Origin of the sequence: Mesorhizobium sp., from assembly GCF_004962245.1 — a bacterium.
In the GTDB taxonomy this organism is placed as follows: domain Bacteria; phylum Pseudomonadota; class Alphaproteobacteria; order Rhizobiales; family Rhizobiaceae; genus Mesorhizobium.
Window position 1 is genome coordinate 144,069 of the sequence record NZ_SUHQ01000007.1, and the last position, 25,412, is coordinate 169,480.

At 64.1% G+C, this 25,412-nt stretch carries 23 protein-coding genes; 14 read left to right on the forward strand and 9 right to left on the reverse strand.

The window, feature by feature from the left end; genetic code table 11:
* Window positions 1-70: 70 nt before the first annotated feature.
* Both E5X88_RS09890 and E5X88_RS09895 read left to right on the forward strand, forming a co-directional pair.
* A complete protein-coding gene (locus E5X88_RS09890) occupies window positions 71-712 on the forward strand; it encodes an antibiotic acetyltransferase (protein ID WP_292160825.1) in 642 nt (213 codons plus the stop codon).
* Window positions 713-797: 85 nt separating this feature from the next.
* The gene (locus tag E5X88_RS09895) at window positions 798-1,226 is read left to right on the forward strand and encodes a low affinity iron permease family protein (protein ID WP_292161037.1); all 429 of its coding nucleotides are present in this window, start codon (window positions 798-800) and stop codon (window positions 1,224-1,226) included.
* Window positions 1,227-1,229: 3 nt separating this feature from the next.
* On the opposite strand, the gene E5X88_RS09900 is transcribed toward E5X88_RS09895, so the two are convergent.
* Window positions 1,230-2,096: an SDR family NAD(P)-dependent oxidoreductase gene (locus E5X88_RS09900; RefSeq protein WP_292160828.1), complete on the reverse strand. Its 867-nt coding sequence runs from the start codon at window positions 2,094-2,096 to the stop codon at window positions 1,230-1,232.
* A gap of 136 nt (window positions 2,097-2,232) precedes the next feature.
* Here E5X88_RS09900 and E5X88_RS09905 point away from each other — a divergent pair, with 136 nt between their 5' ends.
* Window positions 2,233-2,514 (forward strand): hypothetical protein, encoded by a 282-nt coding sequence (locus E5X88_RS09905; RefSeq protein ID WP_292160831.1) that lies wholly within the window; start codon window positions 2,233-2,235, stop codon window positions 2,512-2,514.
* Between the two features lie 15 nt (window positions 2,515-2,529).
* Here the strand turns inward: E5X88_RS09905 and E5X88_RS09910 are convergent, their stop codons facing one another.
* Together E5X88_RS09910 and E5X88_RS09915 are read right to left on the reverse strand one after the other, a co-directional pair.
* A complete protein-coding gene (locus E5X88_RS09910) occupies window positions 2,530-3,105 on the reverse strand; it encodes a TMEM175 family protein (protein ID WP_292160832.1) in 576 nt (191 codons plus the stop codon).
* Window positions 3,106-3,187: 82 nt separating this feature from the next.
* Window positions 3,188-4,213 carry a LacI family DNA-binding transcriptional regulator gene (locus E5X88_RS09915; RefSeq protein ID WP_292160837.1) on the reverse strand — a complete coding sequence of 342 codons (1,026 nt, stop codon included), beginning with the start codon at window positions 4,211-4,213 and terminating at the stop codon, window positions 3,188-3,190.
* A 192-nt stretch (window positions 4,214-4,405) separates the two neighbouring features.
* On the opposite strand from E5X88_RS09915, the gene E5X88_RS09920 reads away from it, so the two are divergent.
* From E5X88_RS09920 to E5X88_RS09940, 5 genes are all read left to right on the forward strand, one after another.
* Complete coding sequence (locus tag E5X88_RS09920; RefSeq protein ID WP_292161039.1) at window positions 4,406-5,443, forward strand: Gfo/Idh/MocA family oxidoreductase; 1,038 nt, start codon at window positions 4,406-4,408, stop codon at window positions 5,441-5,443.
* A complete protein-coding gene (locus E5X88_RS09925; RefSeq protein ID WP_292160840.1) occupies window positions 5,440-6,348 on the forward strand; it encodes a sugar phosphate isomerase/epimerase in 909 nt (302 codons plus the stop codon). Before E5X88_RS09920 ends, E5X88_RS09925 begins: the two co-directional genes overlap by 4 nt.
* 102 nt (window positions 6,349-6,450) lie before the next feature.
* A complete protein-coding gene (locus E5X88_RS09930) occupies window positions 6,451-7,464 on the forward strand; it encodes a substrate-binding domain-containing protein (protein ID WP_292160842.1) in 1,014 nt (337 codons plus the stop codon).
* Between the two features lie 64 nt (window positions 7,465-7,528).
* Complete coding sequence (locus E5X88_RS09935) at window positions 7,529-8,326, forward strand: ATP-binding cassette domain-containing protein (RefSeq protein WP_292160844.1); 798 nt, start codon at window positions 7,529-7,531, stop codon at window positions 8,324-8,326.
* Window positions 8,323-9,372: an ABC transporter permease gene (locus tag E5X88_RS09940; RefSeq protein ID WP_292160847.1), complete on the forward strand. Its 1,050-nt coding sequence runs from the start codon at window positions 8,323-8,325 to the stop codon at window positions 9,370-9,372. The genes E5X88_RS09935 and E5X88_RS09940 overlap by 4 nt, the downstream gene beginning before the upstream one ends.
* A 9-nt stretch (window positions 9,373-9,381) precedes the next feature.
* On the opposite strand, the gene E5X88_RS09945 is transcribed toward E5X88_RS09940, so the two are convergent.
* Window positions 9,382-12,048 carry an ATP-dependent helicase gene (locus E5X88_RS09945; protein WP_292160850.1) on the reverse strand — a complete coding sequence of 889 codons (2,667 nt, stop codon included), beginning with the start codon at window positions 12,046-12,048 and terminating at the stop codon, window positions 9,382-9,384.
* A 217-nt stretch (window positions 12,049-12,265) separates the two neighbouring features.
* Between E5X88_RS09945 and E5X88_RS09950 the strand changes: the two genes are divergently transcribed.
* Window positions 12,266-14,578 (forward strand): glucose/quinate/shikimate family membrane-bound PQQ-dependent dehydrogenase, encoded by a 2,313-nt coding sequence (locus tag E5X88_RS09950; protein WP_292160853.1) that lies wholly within the window; start codon window positions 12,266-12,268, stop codon window positions 14,576-14,578.
* A 65-nt stretch (window positions 14,579-14,643) separates the two neighbouring features.
* Here the strand turns inward: E5X88_RS09950 and E5X88_RS09955 are convergent, their stop codons facing one another.
* Together E5X88_RS09955 and E5X88_RS09960 are read right to left on the reverse strand one after the other, a co-directional pair.
* Window positions 14,644-15,075, reverse strand: coding sequence for a hypothetical protein (locus E5X88_RS09955; protein ID WP_292160856.1), 432 nt, complete (start codon window positions 15,073-15,075; stop codon window positions 14,644-14,646).
* Window positions 15,076-15,097: 22 nt separating this feature from the next.
* Entirely contained in the window at window positions 15,098-15,259 is a 162-nt protein-coding gene (locus E5X88_RS09960) for a hypothetical protein (protein WP_292160858.1), read from the reverse strand.
* Between the two features lie 322 nt (window positions 15,260-15,581).
* Between E5X88_RS09960 and E5X88_RS09965 the strand changes: the two genes are divergently transcribed.
* Complete coding sequence (locus E5X88_RS09965) at window positions 15,582-16,487, forward strand: dienelactone hydrolase family protein (protein ID WP_292160861.1); 906 nt, start codon at window positions 15,582-15,584, stop codon at window positions 16,485-16,487.
* Window positions 16,488-16,503: 16 nt separating this feature from the next.
* On the opposite strand, the gene E5X88_RS09970 is transcribed toward E5X88_RS09965, so the two are convergent.
* On the reverse strand, window positions 16,504-17,406 hold the full coding sequence (locus tag E5X88_RS09970) for a DMT family transporter (protein ID WP_292160864.1): 903 nt from the start codon (window positions 17,404-17,406) through the stop codon (window positions 16,504-16,506).
* An 89-nt stretch (window positions 17,407-17,495) separates the two neighbouring features.
* Between E5X88_RS09970 and E5X88_RS09975 the strand changes: the two genes are divergently transcribed.
* Window positions 17,496-17,975, forward strand: a complete 480-nt coding sequence (locus tag E5X88_RS09975) for an Lrp/AsnC family transcriptional regulator (protein WP_292161041.1) — start codon at window positions 17,496-17,498, stop codon at window positions 17,973-17,975.
* A 296-nt stretch (window positions 17,976-18,271) separates the two neighbouring features.
* Here E5X88_RS09975 and E5X88_RS09980 read toward each other — a convergent pair whose 3' ends face one another.
* Entirely contained in the window at window positions 18,272-18,469 is a 198-nt protein-coding gene (locus E5X88_RS09980; protein WP_023676715.1) for a hypothetical protein, read from the reverse strand.
* A 135-nt stretch (window positions 18,470-18,604) separates the two neighbouring features.
* Window positions 18,605-19,099: a thioesterase family protein gene (locus E5X88_RS09985; RefSeq protein WP_292160866.1), complete on the reverse strand. Its 495-nt coding sequence runs from the start codon at window positions 19,097-19,099 to the stop codon at window positions 18,605-18,607.
* A 204-nt stretch (window positions 19,100-19,303) separates the two neighbouring features.
* Here E5X88_RS09985 and E5X88_RS09990 point away from each other — a divergent pair, with 204 nt between their 5' ends.
* The 3 genes from E5X88_RS09990 to E5X88_RS10000 all read left to right on the forward strand — a co-directional run bounded on the left by E5X88_RS09990 (window position 19,304) and on the right by E5X88_RS10000 (window position 25,401).
* Window positions 19,304-20,722 (forward strand): FAD-linked oxidase C-terminal domain-containing protein, encoded by a 1,419-nt coding sequence (locus E5X88_RS09990; RefSeq protein ID WP_292160869.1) that lies wholly within the window; start codon window positions 19,304-19,306, stop codon window positions 20,720-20,722.
* A complete protein-coding gene (locus E5X88_RS09995) occupies window positions 20,723-21,280 on the forward strand; it encodes a hypothetical protein (RefSeq protein WP_292160871.1) in 558 nt (185 codons plus the stop codon). It begins immediately after the preceding gene.
* Between the two features lie 122 nt (window positions 21,281-21,402).
* The gene (locus E5X88_RS10000; protein WP_292160874.1) at window positions 21,403-25,401 is read left to right on the forward strand and encodes an AsmA family protein; all 3,999 of its coding nucleotides are present in this window, start codon (window positions 21,403-21,405) and stop codon (window positions 25,399-25,401) included.
* Window positions 25,402-25,412: the final 11 nt, after the last annotated feature.

Consider the following 25,412-nt stretch of genomic DNA (forward strand, 5'->3'; position numbering starts at 1 on the left):
GCTCTGGCAACAGTTCACGGACGATTGGTCCCGCTTGCGGGACCAATCGCTCGGGCGTAAAGCCGCCGGCATGGATCGTCCCGAAAATCTCGTCGCCAAGGATTCCGAGCCGCGCATTCATCCGACCGCGGAATTGAAGGGGTGCAAGCTTGGGCGCTACGCCTCGATCGGCGAAAGGGTCATCCTGCGCGAGGTGTCGGTCGGCGACTTCTCCTATTTCGAGCGCCACGCCGAGGCGATCTACACGACAACAGGCAAGTTCTGTTCTATCGCCGCCAACAGCCGCATCAACGCACTGGAGCATCCGGTGGAACGGCTGACCCAGCACAAGGTCAGCTACCGGCCGAACGAGTATTTTCGCTGGCTGGGCGTCGACGCGGCGTTCCGGGAGCGGCGGCGGGCGCAAACCGTCAGCATTGGCCACGATGTCTGGATCGGCCATGGCGCGGTAATCATGCCTGATGTAACCATCGGCAATGGCGCGATCGTCGGCGCCAACGCGGTGGTGACGCGCGATGTGCCGTCCTATGCCATCGTCGCCGGCGTTCCGGCCAGCCCGCTGCGGCAGCGTTTCGCCGCGGATGTTGCCGCGCGAATCGAACGTCTCGCCTGGTGGGACTGGCCGGTCGAAAAACTGGCCAGGGCCATTCCCGACATGCAGGCAATGCCGATCGAGGCCTTTCTCGATCGTTGGGAAAACGACAGCCCGTGATTTTTTGCGGCCGCGTGCACGTCTGTGTCGGTGAAATCCGTCCATTCAGGGAACCTGGAGCGGTGGCCGGATGTTTCTACCTGCCATGATCGAGAAGCATTTCACGAAGATCGCCAACTACGTCGCCCATCTCGCCGGTCTGCCGTCGACATTTGCCATCTGCTGCCTGATCATCACAGCCTGGGCGATAAGCGGGCCGATTTTCGGCTTTTCGGACACCTGGCAGCTCATCATCAACACCGGCACCACGATCGTCACCTTTCTGATGGTATTCCTCATCCAGAACACCCAGAACCGTGATGGCGCGGCGATCCAGACGAAACTCGACGAGCTGATCCGGGCCGGCAAAGCCCACAACACCTTTATCGGCATCGAGCACCTGACCGAATCCGAGGTCGAGGAGATTCGCGCCAAGTGCGAAGAAGCGGCGAAGCGCCATGACCGGAAGATCGCGGAGAATGCCGTCAGGAAAGCCGCGGCGCGAAAACGCGGATCGAAGACGCGCGCGGCGTGAGCGTCAGCTTTCCATGAACGCCGCGAAAGCCTCCTTATGGTCCGGGTGCCAGCGCGACAGAGCAGGGCGGTTTTCGATGATGTCGCCGATCGCCCAGGCCATGCGCTTTTCGTCCATAGGCCGCGTCGCCTCGTTGTCGGGACACAGGATGTAGAAATCGCCACGCACCAGCGCGGCCAGCATGAAGTCGACCACCTGCTCGCCGGTCCACGCGCCGGGGGGCTTTTCGGTCGCACCCTCGGTCAAGCCGGTAAAAGTGAACCCCGGAATGAGCAGATGCGCCGCGACCTTTGCGCCGGGCTCGTTGCGCAGCGCGTGTGCCAGGCCTTCGGTGAAGGTCTTCACGCCGGCCTTGGAAACGTTGTAGGCGAGGTTGCCGGGCGGCGTGGTGATGCCTTGCTTGGAGCCGGTGTTGACGATCAGGCCCGGCCCTCCGGCCGCCAGCATGCGTGGCGCGAAGGCCTCGACGCCATGGACGACGCCCCAGAAATTGATATCCAGCAGCCGCTTCCAGGCGTCGCGGTTCTCCCAGGGCTTGCCGGGATTGTTGCCGACGCCGGCATTGTTCATCAGCAGTGACACGCTGCCGAAGGTGCCGAATGCCTTTTCGGCCAGCCGGTCGACTTCGTCGGCCTTCGCGACGTCGGTGGCGACAGCGAGCACCGCGCTGTCACCGGTGATCGCCGCGACGGCGCGGCCAGCCTCATCGAGCCGCGCGCCGCCAATGTCGGCTAGTACGATTTTCAGGCCCATTGCCGCCAGCCGCTTGGCCGCGGCAAGGCCGATGCCGCTGGCGCCGCCGGTGATGACGGCGACATTGCCGGAGGTAAGCGCGGGCAAGGCGGTCTGGATTTCGACGTCGGCGGTCATGGGCGTAGTGTCCTCGTTCAAGCTGCGCCGAACTTAGCGCGGAGAGGGGCTCGCGCAAGCCCGCTTCGGCGTCCCCGGGTTGACCGCATCGGCAGGCGCTGCGCATGCTGTCCGCCTAAGCAAGGAGATTTACCGATTGACCGACTGGATCGAGATCCTGAAAGAACAGACCGCCACCGGCGACCAGATGAGCCGCGACGTGTCGCAAATGCTCGCCAATCCCGACATCAACGAAACGCAGGTGAAGACGCTGTTTTCGGCGCTCGAAAAACAGGCGGAGTTCGTCGAGAAGCTGCGCATGGCGCTGGAAAAATTCGGTCATGATTTTTCGGTGATCAAGGCTGCCGAGCGGCTGGAGGAGCGCTATGCCGACCTCGCGGCCTCGGTGGCGGAAAAGCTGAAGGCGATGCGAGGATAGGGAGGATAGGAGAGCCTATTTTCCGATCTGCCTCTCGAATCTTCTGTCCGGTACGAACCAGATCATGGCGACCAGGACATAGATTGCTACACCGATCCATTGATTGACGAAGGTCAGCAGGACGGCGGCGATGTAGAGGACCACCGAGATCTTTCCCTTGCGGTCGGTGCCCAGCGCTCTGTGGAAGGCAGTTTCGTTGCTATGCAGCCGGTGCAGCGTGACGACCAGAATGAAGTAGGCGACCGCGCAAAGCCCCAGGACGACACCGTAAACGGCGACAGGTATCGGCGCGAAATGGTTCTCGCCCATAAAGGCAGTGGTGACGGGCATCAGCGACAACCAGAACAGCAGATGCAGATTGGCCCACAGCACGCGGCCATCGACCCGCTGCACTGTGTGGAACATGTTGTGCAAATTGTTCCAGTAGATGCCGACATAGATGAAGGACAGCACGTAGCTGAGGAAGATCGGCCATAGAGGTTCCAGGGCGGAAAAATCCTCGCCATGCGGCACCTTCAGTTCCAGCACCATGATGGTGATGATGATGGCCATGACGCCATCGGTGAATGCCTCGACCCTGCCTTTGCCCATGGTTTCTCCCGCTGCGCCTCACCCAATCGAGGGCATCTTTTTGCTCTAGACCCCACAGGTGGAGAAGGCAAATACGCCACGATCAATCACTGTCGCGCGCGATCAGCTCCAGCGGCCAGACCTCACGGATGATCCGCGCGCCTTCGGTGCCGGCGAAGGCCGGGATCGAGGCCAGCAGCATTTCGGCCAGCCGGCGTCCCATCGGTTCCAGGGGAGGGCGGAAGGCGGTCAGCGCCGGTGAAAAATAGCGGCACAGCGGCGTGTCGACGATGACGATCACCGCAATATCGTGACCGGGCTTGATGCCCATCTCGGCCAGCGCCTTGCAGCCGCCGAGCGCCATGGCGTCATTGTTGAAGATGATGGCGGTCGGCGGGTCTTTGGAGCGCATCACCTGCGGCGTCACTTCGTAGCCGCCGGCCTCGTTGATGAAGCCTTCCGCGATCAGCCCGGGGTCGACCTCGATGCCGTGCCGCCGCAGGGCCTTGCGATAGCCGGCCAGGAACAGATAGCCGAAATTGAGGTTGAGGGACGGGCGGATGGCGGCGATGCGGCGGTGACCGCGCGCCACCAGACGGTCGACCGCCTCGGCTCCGGCCTTTTCGAAATCGAGATCGAGCGACGGATAGGATTTGCCGCCGGAGCGGCTGCGGCCGAGCGTGGCGAAGGGGAAGCCGACCCTGGTCAGATAATCGATGCGCTCGTCCTCGCGTCGCGTCCAGGCCAGCACCACGGCGTCGGCCCGGCGTGTCTCGACGACACGGCGCAGGCGCTCCTGCTGATAGTCGCCCGGCGCGCCCATCACCACGATCAGGTCGAGCCCGCTTTCGGCGAGTTTCGCCTGCAGTCCCGTCAGGAACGGGATGAAGAAGGGCTCGCCATATTGCTGGTCGCCGGGATGCGGCTGCAGCATGAAGGCGATCGAATGGGTCGAGCCGCGCCTTAGGCTGCGGCCGGACTGGTTCGGCGAATAGTTCAGCTTTGCCGCCGCGTCGAGCACGCGCTGGCGCGTATCGGCATTGACATCGGCGCGGCCGTTGAGCGCGCGCGACACGGTGCCGATCGAAATGTTCAGGTGACGCGCTAGGTCGTGGATGCTGGACGCCAAAGGACGGTTCTCCCCCTTGCTTGGCTAGCACCGGCAGCCGCACAGGCCAAGGATAAAGACGATTTTTCGCGAGCGGCCAATTGACATTCTATCCCATCGGGTGTGTTGTCGTAAACGTTTACGGAAAAACGTTTACGGCGATGCCGAAAATGCCGTGACTTCGGTCTGGAGGGGCCGAACGGGAGGAGTTGGATAATGGATGTCGTCCTGGTCGGCTGCGGTGCGATGAGCAAGCAGTGGCTCGACGCCGCAAGGCAGGTCGAAGGGCTCAGGATTGCCGGCCTTGTCGATCTCGACGTGGAAAGGGCGAAGGCGAGGGCGCGCGAATACGAACTCTCCGGCGCCGTCATCGGAACCAGCCTCGACGCGGTGCTCGACCAGACCAAACCCCAGGCCGTGTTCGATGTGGTGGTCCCCGCCGCCAGGCGCGATGTCGCGCTTTCCGCCTTTGCGCATCACTGTCATCTGTTGACCGAAAAGCCGCTGGCCGACAGTCCGGACAATGCGCGCGCCATCGTCGAAGCCGCGCGCCGTGCCGGGCGCATTCACGCCGTTGTCCAGAACCGCCGCTACGTCGCCAATGTCAGGCGCATCAGGCGCTTTCTCGACTCGGGAGCCATCGGGAAGCCAACCAGCATTCATGCCGACTTCTTCATCGCCCCGCATTTCGGCGGCTTTCGCGAGGAAATGGCCCATGTCCTGCTGCTCGACATGGCGATCCACACTTTCGACGCCGCCCGCTACATGGTCGGCGGCGAGCCGGTGAGCGTCTATTGCCAGGAATGGGAACCGACGAATTCCTGGTACCGGCAGGGGTCGTCGGCCAGTGCTGCCTTCGATCTCGGCGGCGGGAAGGTCTTCACCTATGCCGGCTCCTGGTGCGCAAATGGCTTCCGCACCAGCTGGGAAGGCAGCTGGCGCATCGTCGCCGAGCGCGGCAGCCTGCTCTGGGACGGCCATGACGATCTGAAGGCTGAGCTCGCGCTGTCCGTCCGGGACGGGCTTTTCGACAAAACCGAGCCGGTGGACGTGCCGCCGCTCGATCCGGTGGATCGCGTCGACGGCCATCTCGGCATCATCAGGGATTTCATGCACGCCATCGAGACCGGCACCGAGCCGGAAACGCGCGGCACCGACAATATCAAGAGCCTGGCCATGGTCTTTGGCGCCATCGAAAGCGCCGAGACCGGGCGCCGGGTGGCGATCGCAGCGCTTGAGGACGCACAATGATGCCAAACCCGCTTCTCGATATCAGGATCGGCACCATGGTGCGGGCCAACCTCGACGACCCGGCCGCCTATATCAAGGCGATCCTGCCGCTTGGCTTCGAGAGCATCCAGCCCTTCTTCTGGCAGACGCTGGGCGGCAAGGATCTGCCAAGGCTCGCCGGCCAGATCCGCGACGCCATTGGCGATGCCGACGTCGTCGTCTCCTCGCTCGGCGTGTTCGGCAATCCGCTGGAGAGCGGCGATGTCGATCAGGGCGTGCTCAAGGCCTGGGAGACGGTCATCGACAATGCGCATCTGTTCGGCGCTTCCACGGTCAGCGGCTTCACCGGCCGCATCCGCGGCAAGCCGCTGCCCGACAGCCTGCCGCGCTTCCGCGAGGTCTGGGGACCGCTGGCCAAACGCGCCGCCGACAAGGGCGTGCGCATCGCCTTCGAGAATTGCGCCATGGACGGCAACTGGGCCAGCGGCGACTGGAACATCGCCCACAATCCCGACGCCTGGGAACTGATGTTCAACGAACTGCCCGATGAAAATCTCGGCCTGGAATGGGAGCCCTGCCACCAGCTTGTCTATCTGATCGACCCGATCCCGCAGATCCGCAAATGGGCGCCGCGCATCTTCCATGTCCACGGCAAGGACGCGACGGTGCGCTGGGACGTGATCCGCGAGCACGGTGTGTTCGGCCGCCTGCCATTCGTGCAGATGCGCACGCCGGGCTTCGGCGACAGCGACTGGACGCGGGTGATCAGCGAATTGCGGCTCGCCGGCTATCACGGCGCCATCGACATCGAGGGCTGGCACGACCCGGTCTATCGCGGCGATCTCGAGATCACCGGGCAGGTGCGGGCGCTGGACTATCTCAAGCAATGCCGGGGAGGTGCCAGCTACTTGCCGAATCCGGCTTAATGGATCGGCTGGCGGGAGGAGCCGGCCAGCGAGGCATTGCGGCGGAAAGCCGAAGCATTCGAAACCCCCTCGGCTTGCGAGGGAACAAAGGGAGGAACGTGCATGAGCATCGCGATGAGAACGACAGTTCTGCGCTCGACCGTCGTGGCCGCCGCCACGGCGCTCGCCGCCGCAATCTCCACCTTGCCGGCGCAGGCGCTCGACGCGCAATGGTGCAAGGACGTCCATATCCGCTTCTTCGTCGGCGGCGCCGAGGGCGATGCCTTCGGCACCATCGTCTACAATGGCGCCAAGCAGGCGGCGGCCGACCTCGGACCCAAGGTCGACTACATCTTTTCCCAGTGGGACGTCGAGAAGATGGTGCAGCAATTGCGCGAAGCCGTCGCCGTGAAGCCCAACGGCATCGCCATGATGGGTCATCCGGGCGACGCTTCGATCATGCCGCTGGCCGAACAGGCGCACAAGGACGGCATCAAGATGATGTACCAGAACGTGCCGGTGCCGAAAGTGGTGGAAGCGTTCGGCGGCGGCTATGTCGGCGCCCAGCAGGAGCAGCAGGGCCGCGCGCTCGGCGCCGAGGCGTTCAAGCTGGCCGGGCTCAAGGCCGGCGACAAGGCGATCATGATCGGCCCGTTCGAGAACGAGAACCGCGGTGCGCGCGAGCGTGGCACGGTGGCAGCATTGAAGGAGGCGGGTGTCGAGGTCATCCAGCTCTCCTCGCCGCCGAGCGGCGAATGGGCTTCCGACCCCAATCTGGCCATTCCGGTGATCACTGCAGCACTGCTCAACAACCCTGATGTCAAGGCGGTCGGCTATCCCGGCGGGCAGATGTTGGGCAATGTTCCGACTTACATGCAGGCGGCGGGCAGGAAGCCGGGCGATATCTTCAATTTCGGCTTCGACACCAGCCCGCAGATCGTCGAAGGCTTCAAGGGCGGCTGGGTGCAACTGACGGCCGACCAGCAGCCGTTCCTGCAAGGCTATCTGCCGATCCTCAGCCTCTGCCAGCAGGCGGTGCTGGGCCTGGCGCCGATGAATGTCGACACCGGCGCCGGTTTCGTCACGCCTGACAATTACGAGATCGTCGCCGAGCTCGCCAAGCAGGCGCTGCGCTGACCTGTAACCACGGCATGCCGGCCGGGCAGGCCCGGCCGGCAGCCGGAACCAAGCGAGGACAGTCATGGCCGAACGCCTCATCGAACTGCGCGACATCAGCAAGTCCTATGGCCAGGTCTATGCGCTGGGCGGGGTCAATCTCAGCGTCGACCGTGGCGAGGTGGTCGGCCTCATCGGCGACAACGGCGCCGGCAAGTCGACGCTGATCAAGATCCTGTCCGGCGTAGTCAAGCCGACCAGCGGTGAGATCCTCATCCGCGGCAAGCCGGTAACCGGATGGAGTGCCGCGCGCTCGCGCGACGCCGGCATCGAGACGGTGTTCCAGGACCGGGCGCTGGCCGTGCAGCAGACGATCGTGCGCAACATCTTCATGGGCCGCGAGCTCACCGGCTTTATGGGCTGGCTGAAGGTCGGCAAGGAGATCGAGGAGGCGAGCCGGCTGATGCGTGAGATCGGCTTCACCTCGAAAGTGTTCACGCCGCAGTCGATCGTCGGCCAGCTCTCGGGCGGCGAACGCCAGGGCGTCGCGATCGCGCGCGCCATCTACAAGCAGGCCGATCTGATCATTCTCGACGAGCCGACGACGGCACTGTCGCTGACCGAAACCGCCAAGGTCTTCCATTTCGTGCGCCAGGTGCGGGCCAGCGGCCGCTCGATCCTGTTCATTGGCCACAACATCCACCACGTCTTCGACATTGCCGACCGCTTTGTGGTGCTCGATCGCGGCAAGGTCGCGCTCACCGCTGACCGCAGTGAGGTCAAGTCGGCCGAAGACCTGATCAACTTCATGGAAGACGTGGCACATCCCGGCGGATTGCCCGGGTTGCACGACGCAAACGATGCGGGGAGGGCGGTGCGATGAGCAAGACCATGGAACCCGATTTGCAGAGCCCGCTCGGCGGCGCGCATGGCGAAGCCGCCGGGAAAGAGTGGAAACACCCGTCCGACAATTGGCTGCGCGGTTTCATTCTCGACAATCGCGCCGCACTCGGCACGCTTGTCGTGTTCGTCGTCATGATGGCGGTGTTCATGATCGCCAACCCGGTGGTCTTCACCACCTGGTACCTCTACAGTTCGGTGCTGACCACGCTGCCGGTGGCGCTGTTCGTGGTGGTGCCGCTGGTGTTCGTCGTCACCTGCGGAGAGATCGACCTGTCGTTTCCGGCGACGATGGGCTTTGCCTCCTGGGTGTTCGCGCTGGTCGTGCAGGCCGGCTACGATCCGTTCCTCGGCATCGCCGCCGCCATTGCAACGGGCACGCTGCTCGGTTTCCTGGTCGGATCGCTGGTCGTCTATGGCGGGCTGTCGTCGCTGATCGCCACGCTCGGCATGAATTTCCTGCTGCGCGGGCTGATTCAAATCATCAACGAGGGCAAGTCGACCGCGCTCACCAGCCTCGCCGACAGCTGGGCCTACAAGATCTTCTCCAGCCAGATCTATGGCATCCCGGTGCAGATCTTCTGGGCCATCGGCTTCGTCGTGCTGTCGGCGCTGCTCTACAACAGGCATCGTTTCGGCGCGCAGGTGAAGGTGGTCGGCGACAATCCCGACAGTGCCCAGCAGATGGGCATCGACGTCAAGCGCGTGCGGGTCAAGGTGTTCGTCTTCGTCGGCATTGGTGCTGCGATCGCCGGCACGTTTTCGGTGATGATCAACTTCACCTGGTGGCCGACGGCCGGCGATGGCTATCTGCTGCCGGTGCTGGCATCGGTGTTCGTCGGCGGCACGCCAACCTGGGGCGGCATCGGCACTGTGGTTGGCGGCGCGATCGGTGCGGTTACCGTGTCCTTCATCCAGACCGGTGTTGTGGCGGCAGGCCTGAGCGGCTTCTACGTCCAGTTCTTCAACGGGCTGATCATCATCCTGTCGCTGCTCGGCCACAAATGGAACCAGGCGCGGTATCGGTGAGAGGGTTGCTCACACTCCGGTGACAAACCCGTCCAGCACGCGTTTCTGGCCGGCCTTGTCGAAGTCGATGGTCAGCTTGTTGCCGTCGATGGCGGCAATGTTGCCGTTGCCGAATTTCTGGTGGAAGACGCGGTCGCCGACGCTGAAGGCGGACGGCGTGTCGGCGACGGATTTGGCGACCAGCTCGCCCTCGATGGTGCGGCCCTTGATGGACGTGCGACCGGCACCGTAGCCGGAGTCGGTCTCGCCATAGCCGATGCGCTCGACCTGGTGGCCGGAGCGCGAGCCCCAGTTGCGGTCGGTCGCTTCGGTGCGGTTGGCTTGCGCACGCTGCCAGCCCGGCGTCGCATAGGTGCTGGAGAAGGCGCCGGATTTCTCAGTGCCGACATTGTCAAAGCGCGAAGCGCCATAGGGGTTCTGCCTTCCTGCCCCCTGGCCGCCGCGACCGGGGGCAAAGGAACCGCCGCCATAGGCATTGCCATAGCCGCCGTAGGAGTTGCCGCTCTCAGCGACTTCGACATGGGCTTCCGGCAGTTCGTCGAGGAAGCGCGATGGAATGGTCGATTGCCATAGGCCGTGGATGCGGCGGTTGGAGACGAACCACAAATGCAGGCTCTTCTTGGCGCGGGTCAGGCCGACATAGGCAAGGCGGCGTTCTTCCTCCAGACCGGAGCGGCCGCCCTCGTCGAGCGCGCGCTGGTGCGGAAAAAGACCTTCCTCCCAGCCAGGGAGAAAAACGGTCTCGAATTCGAGACCCTTGGCCGAATGCAGCGTCATGATGTTGACGGCGTCGAGCTCGGCGTTCTGCTCGGCATCCATCACGAGTGCTACATGTTCGAGGAAGGAGCGCAGCGACTCGTACTCCTCCATGGAACGGATCAGTTCTTTCAGGTTCTCCAGCCGGCCGGGGGCCTCCACCGAGCGGTCGTTCTTCCACATGTCGGTGTAGCCGCTCTCCTCCAGGATGGTCTCGGCGAGCTCGGTATGCGGCGTTGTCTCCAGTGCCTTTTGCCAGCGCTCGAAATTGGCGGCGACTTCGCGCAGCGCTGCGCGCGGCTTCGGCTTCAGCTCGTCGCTCTCGGCAAGTTTTTCTGCAGCCTCCAGCATCGGGATGCGCAGCGCCCTGGCGGTGTCATGGATCTGGCGGATGGTGGCTTCGCCCAACCCGCGCTTCGGCACGTTGACGATGCGCTCGAAGGCGAGGTCGTCCGCGCCTTGCGCGACGACGCGGAAGAAGGCCAGCGCGTCGCGGATTTCGAGGCGCTCGTAGAAGCGCGGGCCGCCGATGACGCGGTAGTTGAGGCCGAGCGTGACGAAACGGTCCTCGAATTCGCGCATCTGGAAGGACGCGCGCACCAGAATGGCCATATCGTTGAGATTATGCTTCTGCCGCTGGTAGGCCTCGATGGTCTCGCCGACGGCGCGGGCCTCCTCCTCGGAATCCCAGGCGGCGTGGACATGCACCTTCTCGTCGTCCTCGGCGACTTTTTCGGTGAACAGCGTCTTGCCGAAACGGCCTTCGTTGTGGGCGATGAGGTGGGAGGCGGTGCCGAGAATGTGCGCGGTGGAGCGATAGTTGCGCTCCAGCCGGATGATGGTGGCGCCGGGGAAATCCTTGTCGAAGCGCAGGATGTTGTCGACCTCGGCCCCGCGCCAGCCATAGATCGACTGGTCGTCGTCGCCGACGCAGCAGATGTTGACTTTGTTTTCGCTCACGGGCTGTTCCGCGCCTGCCGGCGCGGGCCCTCCGCGGGGGCCTCGCAACGGCTCGGACGGACGGTCGTCCTTGCGGCCGTCGGCCGATTGGAGATTCGTTGCCGAAGGCTTGCGGCCGGCCTCCGGCCGCTGCGCCAGTAGCCGCAGCCACATGTACTGCGCGGTGTTGGTGTCCTGGTACTCGTCGACGAGGATGTATTTGAAGCGCTTGTGGTATTCCTTCAGCACATCCGGATAGGCGCGGAAGATGCGGATCGGATGGCACAGGAGATCGCCGAAGTCGCAGGCGTTCAGCGTCTTCAACCGCTCCTGATAGGCCTTGTAGAGCTCGCGGCCCTTGCCGTTGGCGAAGCTGCGGGCATCGCCCTCGGGGATGTCGGCGGGGCCAAGCCCCTTGTTCTTCCAGCCGTCGATCATCTGCGCGAATTGCTTGGCCGGCCAGCGCTTGTCGTCCAGACCTTCGGCCTGGATGAGTTGCTTGATCAGGCGCACGACGTCGTCGGTGTCGAGAATGGTGAAATCGGATTTGAGCCCGGCAAGCTCGGCGTGCCTGCGCAGCAGCTTCACACCAATTGAGTGAAAGGTGCCGAGCCACGGCATGCCCTCGACATTGCCATCACCGATCAAAAGGCCGATGCGCTGCTTCATTTCGCGCGCGGCCTTGTTGGTGAAGGTGACGGCGAGAATCTGCGAGGGGAAAGCCTTGCCGGTGGCGAGGATGTGGGCGATGCGGGTGGTCAAGACGCGTGTCTTGCCGGTGCCGGCGCCGGCCAGCACCAGAACCGGGCCCTCGGTGGTTTCCACCGCCAGCCGCTGTTCGGGGTTGAGGCCGTTCAGGTAGTCGGGCGCATTGTTGTGGCCGCTGCGGGCAGCCATGGCGCGCGCGGCGATGCCGGACGGGGCCGTGGGCCGCGCATTCGGTTCGTCAAAAAAGGGCATGTCTTCCGAAAAGCCGGACATTATCCCCGAATGTAGTGATTCGGGGACGAAAGGCCAGAAGTGTCTCCGTTTTGTTCTCGATCCAGGCCGCGACTGACAAATCCGGTAGAACACAACCTATAGCGCCGGGCCTGCTTGACAGGCCCCGCGGCCCGGAGAAAGTTGCGGTGGGGTAGGAACGCAATGCGGGGTTGCCCATAGACGCGTCGCGGAGCGCATCAGTCGAAGGAGTATCGTCTTGGCTGTCGTCATCACCTCCCTCATCCTTCTTCTCATTGGCCTGGTGCTCGGCGGCGGTGGCATCCGGCTCGCGATGCTGGGCGGCAGCTGGTACTATGTTATTGTCGGCATCGCCTTCCTCGTCGCCGCCTGGCTGCTCTACAGGCGCAAGTCGATGGCGCTGTGGCTCTACGCGGCGATCGTCATCGGCACGCTTTGCTGGGCGGTCTGGGAAGCCGGCTTCGACTGGTGGGAGCTCGGCCCGCGCGGCGGCATCATCGTGCTGCTGGCACTGTGGATGCTGACGCCGTGGGCGCGGCGGGGCCTCACGGGTCCGGACGGCCGGGCGCCGCTCATCCTCGCGGTGCTGGCATCGATCGGCGTTGCCGGTTATTCGATGACAGCCGATCCGAAGGACATTGCCGGACAACTCAACGCCGACAAGATCACGCCGACCGCCGATCTCGGCGGCAATGTGCCCGCCGGCGAATGGCACTATTACGGCCGCACTGAATACGGCCAGCGCTATTCGCCGCTCGACCAGATCACCGTCGATAACGTCGCCAATTTGCAGCCGGCCTGGACCTACCGCACCGGCGACGTGAAGGGGCCGGACGACGTCGGCGAGACGACCTATCAGGTGACCCCGCTGAAGGTCGCCGATACGCTCTACATCTGCACGCCGCATAATTTCGCCATCGCCATCGACGCCGCGACCGGTGAGGAGAAGTGGCGCTACGATCCACAGGTCAAGCTGGATAAGGACCGCCAGCACCAGACCTGCCGCGGCGTGTCCTACTATGCCGACGCCAAGATCGCCGCCAGCCAACCTTGTGCTGTGCGTATCTATCTGCCGACATCCGACGCGCGATTGATTGCGCTCGACGCCGCGAACGGGCAGGTTTGCCCCGCCTTCGCCGAGGGCGGCACGCTGAACCTGCTCGCCAACATGCCCTATCCGAAATCGGGCTATTACTATTCGACCTCGGCGCCGCTGATCGTTGGCGGCAAGATCATCGTCGGCGGCGCGGTCAATGACAATTATTCGACGGAGGAACCGTCCGGCGTCATTCGTGCCTTCGACGTCGACACCGGCGCTTTGGTGTGGAACTGGGATTCCGGCAATCCGGACGAGACAACGCCACTGGCGCCGGGTCAGACCTATACCCACAACTCCCCCAACATGTGGTCGACGGCGAGTGCCGACGAGAAGCTCGGCCTGCTCTACGTGCCCCTTGGCAACCAGACGCCGGACCAGCTCGGCGCCGGGCGTAGCGCCAATGTCGAGAAATTCTCCTCCTCAATCACCGCGCTCGATCTCGCCACCGGACAATTGCGCTGGGTGCGGCAGACGGTGCATCACGATCTGTGGGACATGGACGTGCCGGCGCAGCCGACCCTGGTCGACATCACCACGCCCAGCGGCGTGGTGCCGGCGCTGGTCGGGCCGACCAAGCAGGGCGACCTCTACGTGCTCGACCGGCGCAGCGGCGAGCCGATCGTCCCGGTCAACGAAGTCCCGGCGCCGGGAGGCGCGATCGAGGGCGACCACACATCGCCGACGCAACCGGATTCGGACCTGAGCTTCAATCCAAAGCCGCTGACCGGCGCCGACATGTGGGGCATCACCATGTTCGACCAGCTGGCCTGCCGGATCGAATTCCAGGGCCTTCGCTACGAGGGTCGCTATACGCCGCCTTCGGTTCAGGGCTCGCTGATCTATCCCGGCAATTTCGGCACCTTCAACTGGGGTGGCGTCGCCGTCGATCCGGTGAGGCAGGTGATGTTCGGCATGCCGACCTATCTGGCGTTCAAGTCGCAGCTCATCCCGCGCGATCAGGTGCCGCCGCCGGACGAGGGGCGCGGCAGCGAGCAGGGCTTGAACCGCAACGAGGGCGCGCCCTATGCGGTGGTGATGGGACCGTTCCTGTCGCCGCTCGGCATTCCCTGCCAGGCGCCACCCTGGGGCTATGTGGCAGGCGCCGATCTCAGGACCGGCAAGATCGTCTACAGGCATAGAAACGGCACCGTCTACGACATGACGCCGCTGCCGCTGCCGTTCAAGGTCGGCGTGCCGGGCATCGGTGGGCCGATGATCACGGCCGGTGGCGTCGCGTTCCTGGGCGCCGCCGTCGACGACTACTTTCGCGCCTATGATCTGACGACCGGCAGGCAGCTCTGGCAGGCCCGGCTGCCGGCCGGCGGTCAGTCGACGCCGATGACCTACACGGTCGCCGACGGACGCCAGTTCGTGGTCATCGTCGCCGGCGGCCATGGCTCGGTCGGCACCAAGCCGGGGGACTATGTGATGGCTTATACGCTGCCGAAGTAGGGCACCTACAAATTCTTGTTTTATGCATGTCGTCCCAAAACCTGCGCACTTTTGGGCGACATGCATTAAAGCCCGAGATGGCCTTTCAGGCTGGGCACCGACGCAAGCACCTCATTGGTCAGCTGAGGACCGGCTGCGGTTTCGGCCTGCTGGATCAGCGTCGTGCCGGCCTGACGGACCTGCGCCATGTTGAGGCCGGACGATTCGAGCGCCGCGACGCCGTTGACCAGCGCGCCGGTCTTTGCGCCGAGAACGCCGCCGAGCGCGCCCTGCAGCGACGACAGGAGGCCGCCACCCGAGGCCGCGCCGGGAGCCATGACGTCATATTTCTGGGCCAGGGCGTCGGCGCCCGGGATCCTGGCGAAGAAGCTGGACAGGGTCGTGCCTTCCGCTTCGTGCTCGAGCACCGAGAAAATCGTGCCGACAACCTTTTCCGCTGCCGCCTGGTCGAGGCCGGCCTCCTGGGAGACGGCGTTGACGATATCCTGGACGTTCATGGTCTTCCGCTCGGCCCTGGTTTCAGCCGTTGGTTTTCGAGCGGCTGCCGGCAGGCCGGTGCTGGTTGCTGCGGACCTTGACCGTCGATCGCCTGGTGGCAGTGAGGGCGGCGAACCGCAACGCCAGCAGGGCGGCGCCGACAAGCGTGAACGCGGTTATGAGGATCGGAGTGGGGAAGGTCATGGGCGTTGTTCCTTCTTGTCAGGACCAGCCAGGGTAGGCGAGACCGGCAGCTTATATTGCGGCAGGACCATCAAGAACCATCGATTGCAAAATATGATGAAAGCTTGGTGCATTGGCGTCACGGCGTTCGTGCAGAGACCAGCAGGTAGGCCTTGGCGCCGGTGCCGAAATGACCGGCAACGAGCCGGCAGACGATGTGACGCCGAGGCTGGAGACCGACCGAATTTGCGGAGCGCGCTGCTCACTCATCCGTGACTGGACCATGCGGGCTTCTACCCTATCTTGCGCGGCGGGGGTGTTTCCCGAAGCCGAGGAGAGCGCCATGACAAAATCGACCCCTGCCAGCCCGGCCGTCACGAGACCTACCATCACCCAGGCGATGATCGATGCCTATGACGAATACACGCATCTGACGTTCGACCGGCGGCGCTTCATGGAACAGTTGACCAGGCTTGCCGGATCAGGCGCGGCGGCCGCCGCAATCGCACCGCTGCTGGCAGCGAATTCGGTCCAGGCGGCGATCGTCGCCGAGGACGATTCACGCGTGACGGGCGAGGACATCAGCTATCCCGGCAGCGGTGGCGAGATGAAGGGCTATCTGGTCAAGCCTGCCGGCCAGTCCGGCAAGCTCGGCACCGTCATCGTCGTGCATGAGAACAGGGGGCTCAACCCGCATATACGCGATGTGGCGCGCCGCGTTGCGCTGGAAGGATTCGTGGCGCTTGCCCCGGACTTCCTGTCGCCGCTCGGCGGCACGCCGGCCGACGAAGACAAGGCGCGTGACCAGTTTTCCAAGCTCGATCCGGCACAGACCGTTGCCAATGCGGTCGCAACGGTCGCTTTTCTCAAAGGATACGAGGATGGCAATGGCAAGGTCGGGGCGGTCGGCTTCTGCTGGGGCGGCGGCACCGTGAACACACTGGCTGCCAACGCGCCGGATCTGGCCGCCGCTGTCGCCTATTACGGGATGCAGCCGAAGGCCGAGGATGTGCCGAAGATCAAGGCGGCGCTGCTGCTGCATTATGCCGGGCTCGACACCCGCATCAATGCCGGTATCGACGCTTTCAAGAAAGAACTCGATGCAGCCAAGGTCGATTACACGGTCTATGTCTACGAAGGCGCCAATCATGCCTTCAACAATGACACGTCCGCGGCCCGCTACGACAAGAACGCCGCGGATCTCGCCTGGGGACGGACGAGCATCTTCCTCAGGCAGAAGCTGGCCTGATCAGTCGTTCACCGATCTATGGCGCCGGTCTGTGAAAAGCGACGCCGGCCACCACCAGCGCGATGCCGAGGCAATCGGTAGGGCTGGGAATCTGGCGGAGCACAACGACGCCGATCAGCGTGGCGGTGACCGGCAGCAACGACAGCATCAGCGCGTAGCTCGATCGCGGCAGCCGCGACATGGCAAGCTGGTCGCAGATGTAGGGGATGACCGACGAGCAGATGCCGACGCCAATGGCGGCGACGAGCAGCGGCGGCGCCGAGAAAGCTGGCAGCGCATCGGTGAAACCGATCGGCAGCACGATGAGGAAGGCGACCGCCATGGCGGCACCCAGGCCGGCAATGCCGTCGCTGGCACCGGCACGGGCGACGCGATGGCCAAGCACGATGTAGCCAACGAACAGCGCGCCGTTGAGAAAGGCCCAGAACAGGCCGATCGGGTCGCTTGACCATTTGACATCGATCAAAAGCAAGGTGCCGATGACGGCGACGGCAAGGGCCGCGAGATTGCGCGGGCTTCTGACGCCGACAAGCGCGACACCGATGGTGCCGACGAATTCGATCGCCGCAACCAGCGAGATCGGCAAGCGGTCGAGCGCCAGGTAGAAGGAGCAATTCATCACGCCGAGGCAGGCACCAAAGGCGAGAAGCAGCCGTCGCGTCGGCCGGTCGGCGCGGACGAAAACCGTCCACGGCCGGGTCATTGGCGCGAAGACGAGGGCGGCCGTGACGATGCGCAGCCATGCCATGCCGAGCACGCCGACATGCGGGAAGAGCAGCACGGCGAAGGCCGGCCCGAGATAGTGGAACACGGCGCTGACACCGAACCAGACATGGGGCGGCAGCGAGGTCGCCAGCTTGCCAAATGCCGGGCCGGCGAGGGCCGGGATTGCTGCTGGGGCTTGCGCTTGATCATCCATAGGATCATTATCGCAGGCAGTTTTTCAGCTTTATATGGCTGATGGCCAACCAAATAGATGGTTTTGTTTCCAATACAAAGGAGTTTTCGCTGAAACGCCTTCGAAGCGAAAATATCGACCTGGATGCTGCGGATTTGAAAATCCTGCGCCTGCTGGAAAAGGATGCACGCACCAGCACCGCCGTACTGGCGCGCTCGGTCGGCCTGTCGGCACCGAGCGTTGCCGAGCGCATCCGGCGGCTGCATGAGAGCGGCGTGATCGAGGCCTATACGGTGCGGATCAGCCCGGCCGCGCTCGGCATGAAGCTGTCGGCATGGCTGCGGATCAGGCCGGTGCCGGGACAACTGGCCGTGGTGGCCGAGATCATCCGCGACTTGCCGGAGATCGCGCAATGCGACCGGGTGACCGGCGAGGACTGTTTCATCGCGCTGGCGCATGTCAGCTCGGTGGCCGAACTCGAACGGGTGATCGACCGCATCATTCCGTTTGCGATGACCAATACCGCAATCATCCAGTCGTCACCGGTGGTGGCGCGTTCGCCGCTGGAGGCGGTGAAGCGGCTGCCTTGACGCTTGAGATGAAGCGGTCTTTCGTCAACACATCATCATCTTAATTTTAATTGGAAATCGTCACGCCGCCCCTCATCGCCCTGCCGGGCACTTCTCCCCGTATAGGGACGGGGAGAAGGACGCCTTCGCGACGGATTTCGCCAATCTCAAGCGTTGCAGAAAGAGCGCCAAGGCTGCGGCAAGCTCCCTTCTCCCCGTCCCTATACGGGGAGAAGGTGGCGGCAGCCGAATGAGGGGCGGCGCAAACATCCCAGAAAAATGCAACCGAAGGACGAGCCTATTTCTTCCCGCACCGATCAAGCATGCCCGCGTTTCATCCGCGCCTGCTTCAGGATGGCGCGCCAGCGAATCATGGCGAAAGGGATCGGCTCGTTGTTGTTGGCGATGTGAAAAATCTCGTTGTTGAGGTTCTTCAGCGAGCGCCAGAAATCATAGTCGGTGATGCGTGGGTCGGCCGCCAGCCTGTCCGCCTCGACTTTGATGTCGGTTTTCATGCACCTTCCCCGAACCGCTTCAGCTCTGCCCCCCGTATCAATCCGATGCGGAGGGTTTTCCAACGCCGCGCTGAGTCGTTCAACGCCTCAATTCGGCTTGTTCACGTTAAAACCTTGGTAAGGTTAACGGCGGTCCTACTGCGGTTCAAGCGTCTTGCGGCGAATACCGATGGAACGGCCGGCGCGCTCGGGCATCGGCAGCGCCGCGTGGGCGGCGCGCATCGCCTCGACCTTGGCCAGAACATCGGCGGGGAAGGGCGCTACCTTCGGTCCGGACATGTCGACATGCAGCGACAGTGATTCGGACGTGGCGGCGAGCCAGCCGTCGATGTGGCGGATTTCCTGGTAGGCCCTGAGCCGCTTGTCGTCATGGTCGAGAAGCTGGAAGGAGACGTTGACCTTATGGTCGAGATGCAGTTCCTGGACGTAGCACACATGGACTTCCGCCGTGTAGATGGTCAGCCGCCGCTGCTTCACATAATCCAGCCCCATTCCCATCATCTCGAACGCTTCGTCGGAACAGCGATCGAACAGCACGTTGTAATAGGCCATGTTGAGATGGCCGTTGTAGTCGATCCAGTCTTTCTCGATGCCCATGGCACGAGAGACGAAGGGGGCGGGGATGGACATCAAGAAACTTCCTTCCGGCTGGACAGAGCGTGGTTGGTGAGACCTAGAGCGACGTGCGTCCAATTGGACGCACAAAGTACGCTCTAGGACTTTTGAATCTTCGCATCGTGCTTTCTGAAAATCGATTCCGATTTTCAGGCCGATGCGATAAGCATCCATAAATCCATAACAAGGGTGGGCGCTGGTCCATTCGCGGAGGAATCGATGGCTCTGAGCGACCTCAATCCGGTCGAACGCAACGAGGAAGGGATTGCCGCGGTGCTCGGCATCCTCAAGCAGCGGCTCGGCGAGCGGTTCCAGACCGGCGAGGCGATCCGTGCCCAGCACGCCCATACCACCACCTACATCCCGACCCAGGCGCCGGACGGCGTGGCGTTTCCGGAGACGACGGCGGAGGTGCAGGAGATCGTGTCGGCCTGCGCCGCGCACCGCGTGCCGGTGATCGCCTTCGGGGTTGGTTCCTCGCTGGAAGGCCATACCAACGCGCCGGGCGGTGGCATCTCCGTCGATACGTCGCGGATGAACCGCATCCTCGCGGTCAACCCACAGGATCTCGATTGCACCGTCGAGCCCGGCGTGACGCGCGAGGATCTCAACCGGCATTTGCGCGACACCGGCCTGTTCTTTCCGATCGATCCGGGCGCGAACGCGTCGCTCGGCGGCATGGCTGCGACGCGGGCGTCGGGCACCAATGCGGTGCGTTACGGCACGATGCGTGAGAATGTGCTGTCGCTGACGGCGGTGATGGCCGACGGCGAGACGGTGACGACCGGCAAGCGCGCAAAAAAGAGCTCGGCCGGCTACGATCTGACACGGCTGCTGATCGGCTCTGAAGGCACGCTCGGCATCATCACCCAGCTAACCCTGAAGCTGCAGGGCATTCCGCAAGCGATTTCCGGCGGCGTTTGCCCGTTTCCAAGCGTCGAGGCGGCGTGCAACGCGGTGATCGCGACGATCCAGATGGGCATTCCGGTGGCGCGCATCGAACTGGTCAATGCGCTGCAGATGCGGGCGATGAAGAGCTATTCGAAGCTCGACTATCCCGAAAGCCCGTGCCTGTTCGTCGAGTTCCATGGCAGCGACGCCGGCGTTGCCGAGCAGGCCGAGACCTTCGGCACGATCGCCGAGGACTATGGCGGTGGACCGTTCCTGTGGACCAGCGTCGCCGAGGAGCGGACGAAACTGTGGAAGGCCAGGCACGACGCCTACTGGTCGTCGCTGACGCTGCGGCCGGGCGCCAAGGGGCTTTCGACCGACGTCTGCGTGCCGATCTCGCGCTTTGCCGAATGCGTCACGCAAACCGAGGCCGACATCGCCGAAATGGGGCTGATCGCGCCGATCGTCGGCCATGCCGGCGACGGCAATTTCCATGTGCTGGTGCTGATGGACGCGGACGATCCGAAGGAAATCGAGATGACGGAAGCGTTTGTCGCACGGCTGAACATGCGGGCGATCGGCATGGATGGAACCTGCACCGGCGAGCACGGCATCGGGCAAGGCAAGGTCGGCTTCCTGCGTCATGAACTCGGCCACGGCGTCGACATCATGCGCACGATCAAGCAGGCGCTCGATCCGCTCAACATCATGAACCCTGGGAAGATCTTGCCGGGGGCCGGCCACTAGATGCCGACGGCCGAGACGCTGCTGGCGATAGACTTACCGCTGTCATCCGCCGGCGCCCCTCTGCCTCACGTCTTCGCAGATGAAGGCAAGTTGCTCGTTGCCTATCTCATCGACAGACCGAATCCATCGTTCGATGGCACGAATCCGCGTTCGGTTTCAGCTGTGACAACCAACCAGTCCGTCGCGATACTGACGGCAGACCCCTACCTGGCCTTTCAGTTCGGCCCGCCGAATGACGAAGCCATCAGCGGGCACCGTCTGTATGGGCAAGGCTTGCGGCCAAATGGGGCATTCGAAGTTCTCAACTCATCGTGGATCGCTTCCCTGGAAGATGCAAATCGGGTTCACTCGTCCCACAGGCCAGAACTGTTTTCAGACTACCGGCATCTCATCCTGACGTTCCACGACTCGACGCTTGAGTTCATCGCTGAGAGTTTTTCGAGCAGCCTTCACGAAGGGGCGGTCTTGCCTACGTTGATGGAGGCTGTCGGACACCGTGCTCCGGTGCACCACATCAACCCGGTTCGCTTTCTTGACCGACTTTGGCGACGCAGTTGATCCTTCAAGGATTTTCCCTGCTTCGATCGCGCCCGCAAGCGCGTCCAAAGGGAAATTGCCACTTTATCGACACGCGGATGCAGGTAGAGTGCGGCTGATTTCAATCAACTGTTCCGGAGCTGATGCTCGCACGCCTGTTCGTGATCTTTGGTGGCCTTTTCGTGCTGGTGCTGTGTGCGGCGCTGGTGGTGCCGTATTTTATCGACTGGACGGGCTACCGTGCCGATTTCGAGCGTGAGGCGAGCGCCATTCTGGGCCGCAAGGTCACCGTTCAGGGCGACGCGACGGCGAAACTGCTGCCGTTTCCCTCGGTGACCTTCTCGAACGTCACTGTCGCCGGCGGCCCCGGTGGCCAGCCGGCAATGACCGTCGAGACCTTTTCGATGGATGCCGAACTGGCGCCCTTCCTGAGCGGCGAGGTGTTGATCTTCGACATGCGGCTGGTGCGGCCGAAGGCGACGATCGACATCGCCGCCGACGGCACGGTCGACTGGGCGATACGCCCGTCCTCGCCCTTCGATCCCAGCCAGATCTCGATCGAGAAGCTGACGGTGACGGACGGACAGATTGCGTTGCGCCATGCCGCCGGCGGGCGCAGCCATCTCCTTTCCGAGATCAATTCGACGATCTCCGCCAAATCGCTGGCTGGACCTTGGCGGATGGATGGTTCGCTCCGGCTCGACGGCCTGCGCAGCACGGTTATCGCTTCCACCGGCAAGGCCGGTGGCGACGGGCAGATGCGGGTTCGGCTCAAGGCCGATCCGGACGCCTTTCCGCTGGTCATCGAGGCCGACGGCAATGCCGGTATCGTCAACGGTGCCGCGACCTATTCGGGCCAGTTCAAGGTCGCAGGTCCCGACAAGGATGGCGCCGACAGGGGCTCGGCGCAGCCTAACGGCATCGACGGTAAGGCGATGAAGGCCAGCGCCAGCAAGCCGGAGCCGGGATTCAGGCTGAACGGCAAGTTCTCGCTCGACCACCAGAAGCTTGGCGTCGACGAATTCCGCTTCGAGACCGGGCCGCTCGACAATCCCTACACCGCCGACGGCAAGGCTGCTGTCGACCTTGGGCCGAACCCCCACTTTTCGATCGAGGCCGATGGCGCGCAGGTGCAGTTCGATGAAGCTGTCGGCGCCGCAACCGGATTGACTCTGTCCGAGCGTGTCGCGGCGCTGGAGCAGGCACTGCACGATCTGCCCAAGCCGACCATGCCAGGTACCGTCGAGGTGAAGCTGCCGGCGGTGTTGGCCGGCGATACAACGGTTCGCGATGTGCGCCTTTCCGCCGAACCGGCCGACGGCGGCTGGTCGGTGAAGTCGCTGGCCGCGACGCTCCCCGGCCGCACCAAGCTGGAAGCAAACGGCATGCTCAGCGTCGAGGATCATTTCGGCTTCACTGGTTCGCTGCTTCTGGCCGTGGGGCAGCCTTCCGGCTTTGCCGCCTGGTTGTCGAAGGATGTCGACGAGGCGATCCGCCGGTTGCCGGCCGCCGGCTTCAAGGCCGAGGTCGAGCTGAGCGAAAAGCGCCAGGCCTTCAGCGACCTCGAGCTCGTTCTCGGCAAGGCGAGATTTTCCGGCCGCATCGATTCCAGCCAGCCCGACGACGCCAGACCGTCGGTGCTGATGCGGCTCGAAGGGGGCGAGCTCGATGTCGACGGCCTCGCCGCCTTCGCCTCGATCTTCATCAGCGACAAGGGCGCCAACCGTTTTTCCGACCGCGATCTCGATTTCCAGATCAAGGCCGGGCCGGTCAGTGCCGGCGGGCTGACCGCCGATACGGTCGACACGGCGCTGAGATTGCGCGACGGGCTGCTCGAAATCGACCGGCTTTCGCTCAGTGGGCTTGCCGGCGCCTCGATCAGCGCCACCGGCCGGATCAAGGATTTCCCGGCGAGCCCGACCGGTAAGCTCGATGCCTCCGTGGTTGCCGTCGACCTCAAGCCATTGGTGGACGTGGCGGCGCAGCACTATCCCGACAATGCCGTGCTGAAGGGACTGGCGGCACGCGTGGCGGCCTATCCCGAGCTGTTCCAGGATGCGCGCATCGATCTGGTGACGAGTGCCGCTGCCAATGGCGATGGCACGACAGGGCTCGCGGTCAGCGCGCAAGGCAAGGCCGGCGGCTCGGCGTTTTCGGCGTCGCTGTCCGGCAAAGGGGTGGCCGATCGGCTTCTCGAGGCGCCGGTAGCGCTGACCTTCAACGCCAGGAATGCCGACGCCACAGCACTTCTGGCGCTTTACGGTCTGCCGGCGCTGCCGCTCGGCATGCTTGGCGAGGCGACCACCGATGTCTCGGCCAAAGGCACGCTTGGCGGCGGCATGGCGACGAGCTTCGACCTCGCCGGCGACGACTTCAAAGCCAGCTTTGACGGGACGGTCGCCGGCACGCCACAGGGCCCCACCGCCAAAGGCAAGGTTAGCCTGGAAGCCGCCGACATCGAACCGTGGCTGATGACGACAGGCGTCGGCCTGCCGAGCATGGGGACAGGCATGTCGACGTGGCTTGCGGCCGACGCCGACTTCGGCAGCGGCCTTCTGGTGCTGTCCGGTCTCAGCGGCGCCATCAACGAGGCGGCGGTTTCCGGTGACGTCAATGTCGACATCAAGGACGGGCTGCCGCACCTTGCCGGCGCGCTGGCGCTCGATGAACTGGATCTTGACCCGATGGCGGTGACGCTGTTCGGCGACCAGGCCTTCCTGGGCGCCGGCCGAGCCTGGCCGACTGCCCCATTCAGCCAGAAGTCCAGCCTGCCGTTCACCGCCGACCTCGACCTGACCGCGGCATCGCTGGCCGTCGGCCCGCTTGCCACGGTCTATGACGCGGCGCTGGCGCTGAAGCTCGACCTGGAAGGCATCCGGGTTTCGGACCTCAAGGCAAAGTTCTCCGGGGGCTCGCTTTCCGGGTTGTTCGAGCTGAAGAACAATGACGGCACCGGGCTTTTCTCCGGCCAGATGAAACTTGCCGGCGCCGATCTGGCGACCGTGCTGCCGCAGGCCGGCATCAGCGGCAGCGGCGATTTCTCGGCGGCGCTTTCGACCAGCGGCAAATCGGTGGATGCGATGGTTGCGGCGCTGTCCGGTTCCGGCACGGCAGCGCTGAATGGCCTGACCATTGCAGGCGTCAATCCCGACGCCTTTGGTGCCTTCATCGCCAAGGCCGATGCGATCGGGCGCGATATCGATGCGGCCAAGACCGCCGGTTTCGCGCCGCAGATCGCCGCGGACGGCAGTTTTCCGGCCGGGGATACCGACGTCGCCTTCACAATTGCCGGCGGCACGCTGAGGGCGCCGCCGGTCAAGCTCGAAAATCCGGCGGCGGCGCTGTCCGCCGACATCACGGCGGACCTGAACGCCAGCACGGTCGCCGCCAGTGGTTCGATCACGTATCGGCCCGGCGACGAAGCGCTGGTCGGCTCCGATCCGACTGTGAATTTCAGCGTCGGCGGGCCATTCGGCGCCGCGAGACGGAAATTCGACAGCGAACCGCTGGCCCAGTTCCTGACCCAGCGCGCGCTGGAAAAGGAGCAGCTGCGGGTCGAGGCCATGCAAGCGGCGCTGCTTGAAAAACAGCGACTGCGGCGCGAGGTGCGTTACTACGCGGCCCTGCAAGCCGAGCGTGACAGGGCAGCCGAGGAATTGCGCAAGCAGCAGGAAGCGGCGCGGCTGCAAGCCGAGGCCGATGCCAGGGCGAAGGCAGAAGCCGAGGCAAGGGCTCAAGCCGAGGCAAAGGCTCGGGCCGAAGCAGAGGCAAAGGCTCGGGCCGAAGCCGAGGCGAAGGCCAGGGCGGATGCGCAGGAGAGGGCTGAAGCCGAGGCCAAAGCCAAGGCCGAGGCGGACGCAAAGGCCAAGGCGGATGCCGAAGCGAAGGCCGAGGCGGCGCGAAAGGCGGCCGACGAGGCGGCGAAGGCCGAAGAACAGCAACGCCAGAGGGCGGAAGAGGCGATGCGGATCGCTTCGGAAGAAAAGGCAAAGCTCGACGCCGAGCGCAGGGCTGCCGCGGCGCGAGCGCAGGAGCGCGCGCCTCAGCCGCCGGCCAATGACAGCCCGCCGCCAGCAGAATCCGCGCCAAAGCTTGAACCTTCGGCGATCGACAATCTGCTGAAGTCGCTGGGCGGCGGATAGCTCGGTCTAGA

Bases quoted from the DNA above. Each gene is read 5' to 3' on its own strand.
- E5X88_RS09890 (WP_292160825.1), top strand. From the start codon at position 71: ATGGATCGTCCCGAAAATCTCGTCGCCAAGGATTCCGAGCCGCGCATT.
- E5X88_RS09895 (WP_292161037.1), top strand. From the start codon at position 798: ATGATCGAGAAGCATTTCACGAAGATCGCCAACTACGTCGCCCATCTC.
- E5X88_RS09900 (WP_292160828.1), bottom strand. From the start codon at position 2,096: ATGACCGCCGACGTCGAAATCCAGACCGCCTTGCCCGCGCTTACCTCC.
- E5X88_RS09910 (WP_292160832.1), bottom strand. From the start codon at position 3,105: ATGGGCAAAGGCAGGGTCGAGGCATTCACCGATGGCGTCATGGCCATC.
- E5X88_RS09925 (WP_292160840.1), top strand. From the start codon at position 5,440: ATGATGCCAAACCCGCTTCTCGATATCAGGATCGGCACCATGGTGCGG.
- E5X88_RS09930 (WP_292160842.1), top strand. From the start codon at position 6,451: ATGAGCATCGCGATGAGAACGACAGTTCTGCGCTCGACCGTCGTGGCC.
- E5X88_RS09935 (WP_292160844.1), top strand. From the start codon at position 7,529: ATGGCCGAACGCCTCATCGAACTGCGCGACATCAGCAAGTCCTATGGC.
- E5X88_RS09940 (WP_292160847.1), top strand. From the start codon at position 8,323: ATGAGCAAGACCATGGAACCCGATTTGCAGAGCCCGCTCGGCGGCGCG.
- E5X88_RS09945 (WP_292160850.1), bottom strand. From the start codon at position 12,048: ATGTCCGGCTTTTCGGAAGACATGCCCTTTTTTGACGAACCGAATGCG.
- E5X88_RS09955 (WP_292160856.1), bottom strand. From the start codon at position 15,075: ATGAACGTCCAGGATATCGTCAACGCCGTCTCCCAGGAGGCCGGCCTC.
- E5X88_RS09960 (WP_292160858.1), bottom strand. From the start codon at position 15,259: ATGACCTTCCCCACTCCGATCCTCATAACCGCGTTCACGCTTGTCGGC.
- E5X88_RS09965 (WP_292160861.1), top strand. From the start codon at position 15,582: ATGACAAAATCGACCCCTGCCAGCCCGGCCGTCACGAGACCTACCATC.
- E5X88_RS09970 (WP_292160864.1), bottom strand. From the start codon at position 17,406: ATGGATGATCAAGCGCAAGCCCCAGCAGCAATCCCGGCCCTCGCCGGC.
- E5X88_RS09980 (WP_023676715.1), bottom strand. From the start codon at position 18,469: ATGAAAACCGACATCAAAGTCGAGGCGGACAGGCTGGCGGCCGACCCA.
- E5X88_RS09985 (WP_292160866.1), bottom strand. From the start codon at position 19,099: ATGTCCATCCCCGCCCCCTTCGTCTCTCGTGCCATGGGCATCGAGAAA.
- E5X88_RS09990 (WP_292160869.1), top strand. From the start codon at position 19,304: ATGGCTCTGAGCGACCTCAATCCGGTCGAACGCAACGAGGAAGGGATT.
- E5X88_RS09995 (WP_292160871.1), top strand. From the start codon at position 20,723: ATGCCGACGGCCGAGACGCTGCTGGCGATAGACTTACCGCTGTCATCC.
- E5X88_RS10000 (WP_292160874.1), top strand. From the start codon at position 21,403: ATGCTCGCACGCCTGTTCGTGATCTTTGGTGGCCTTTTCGTGCTGGTG.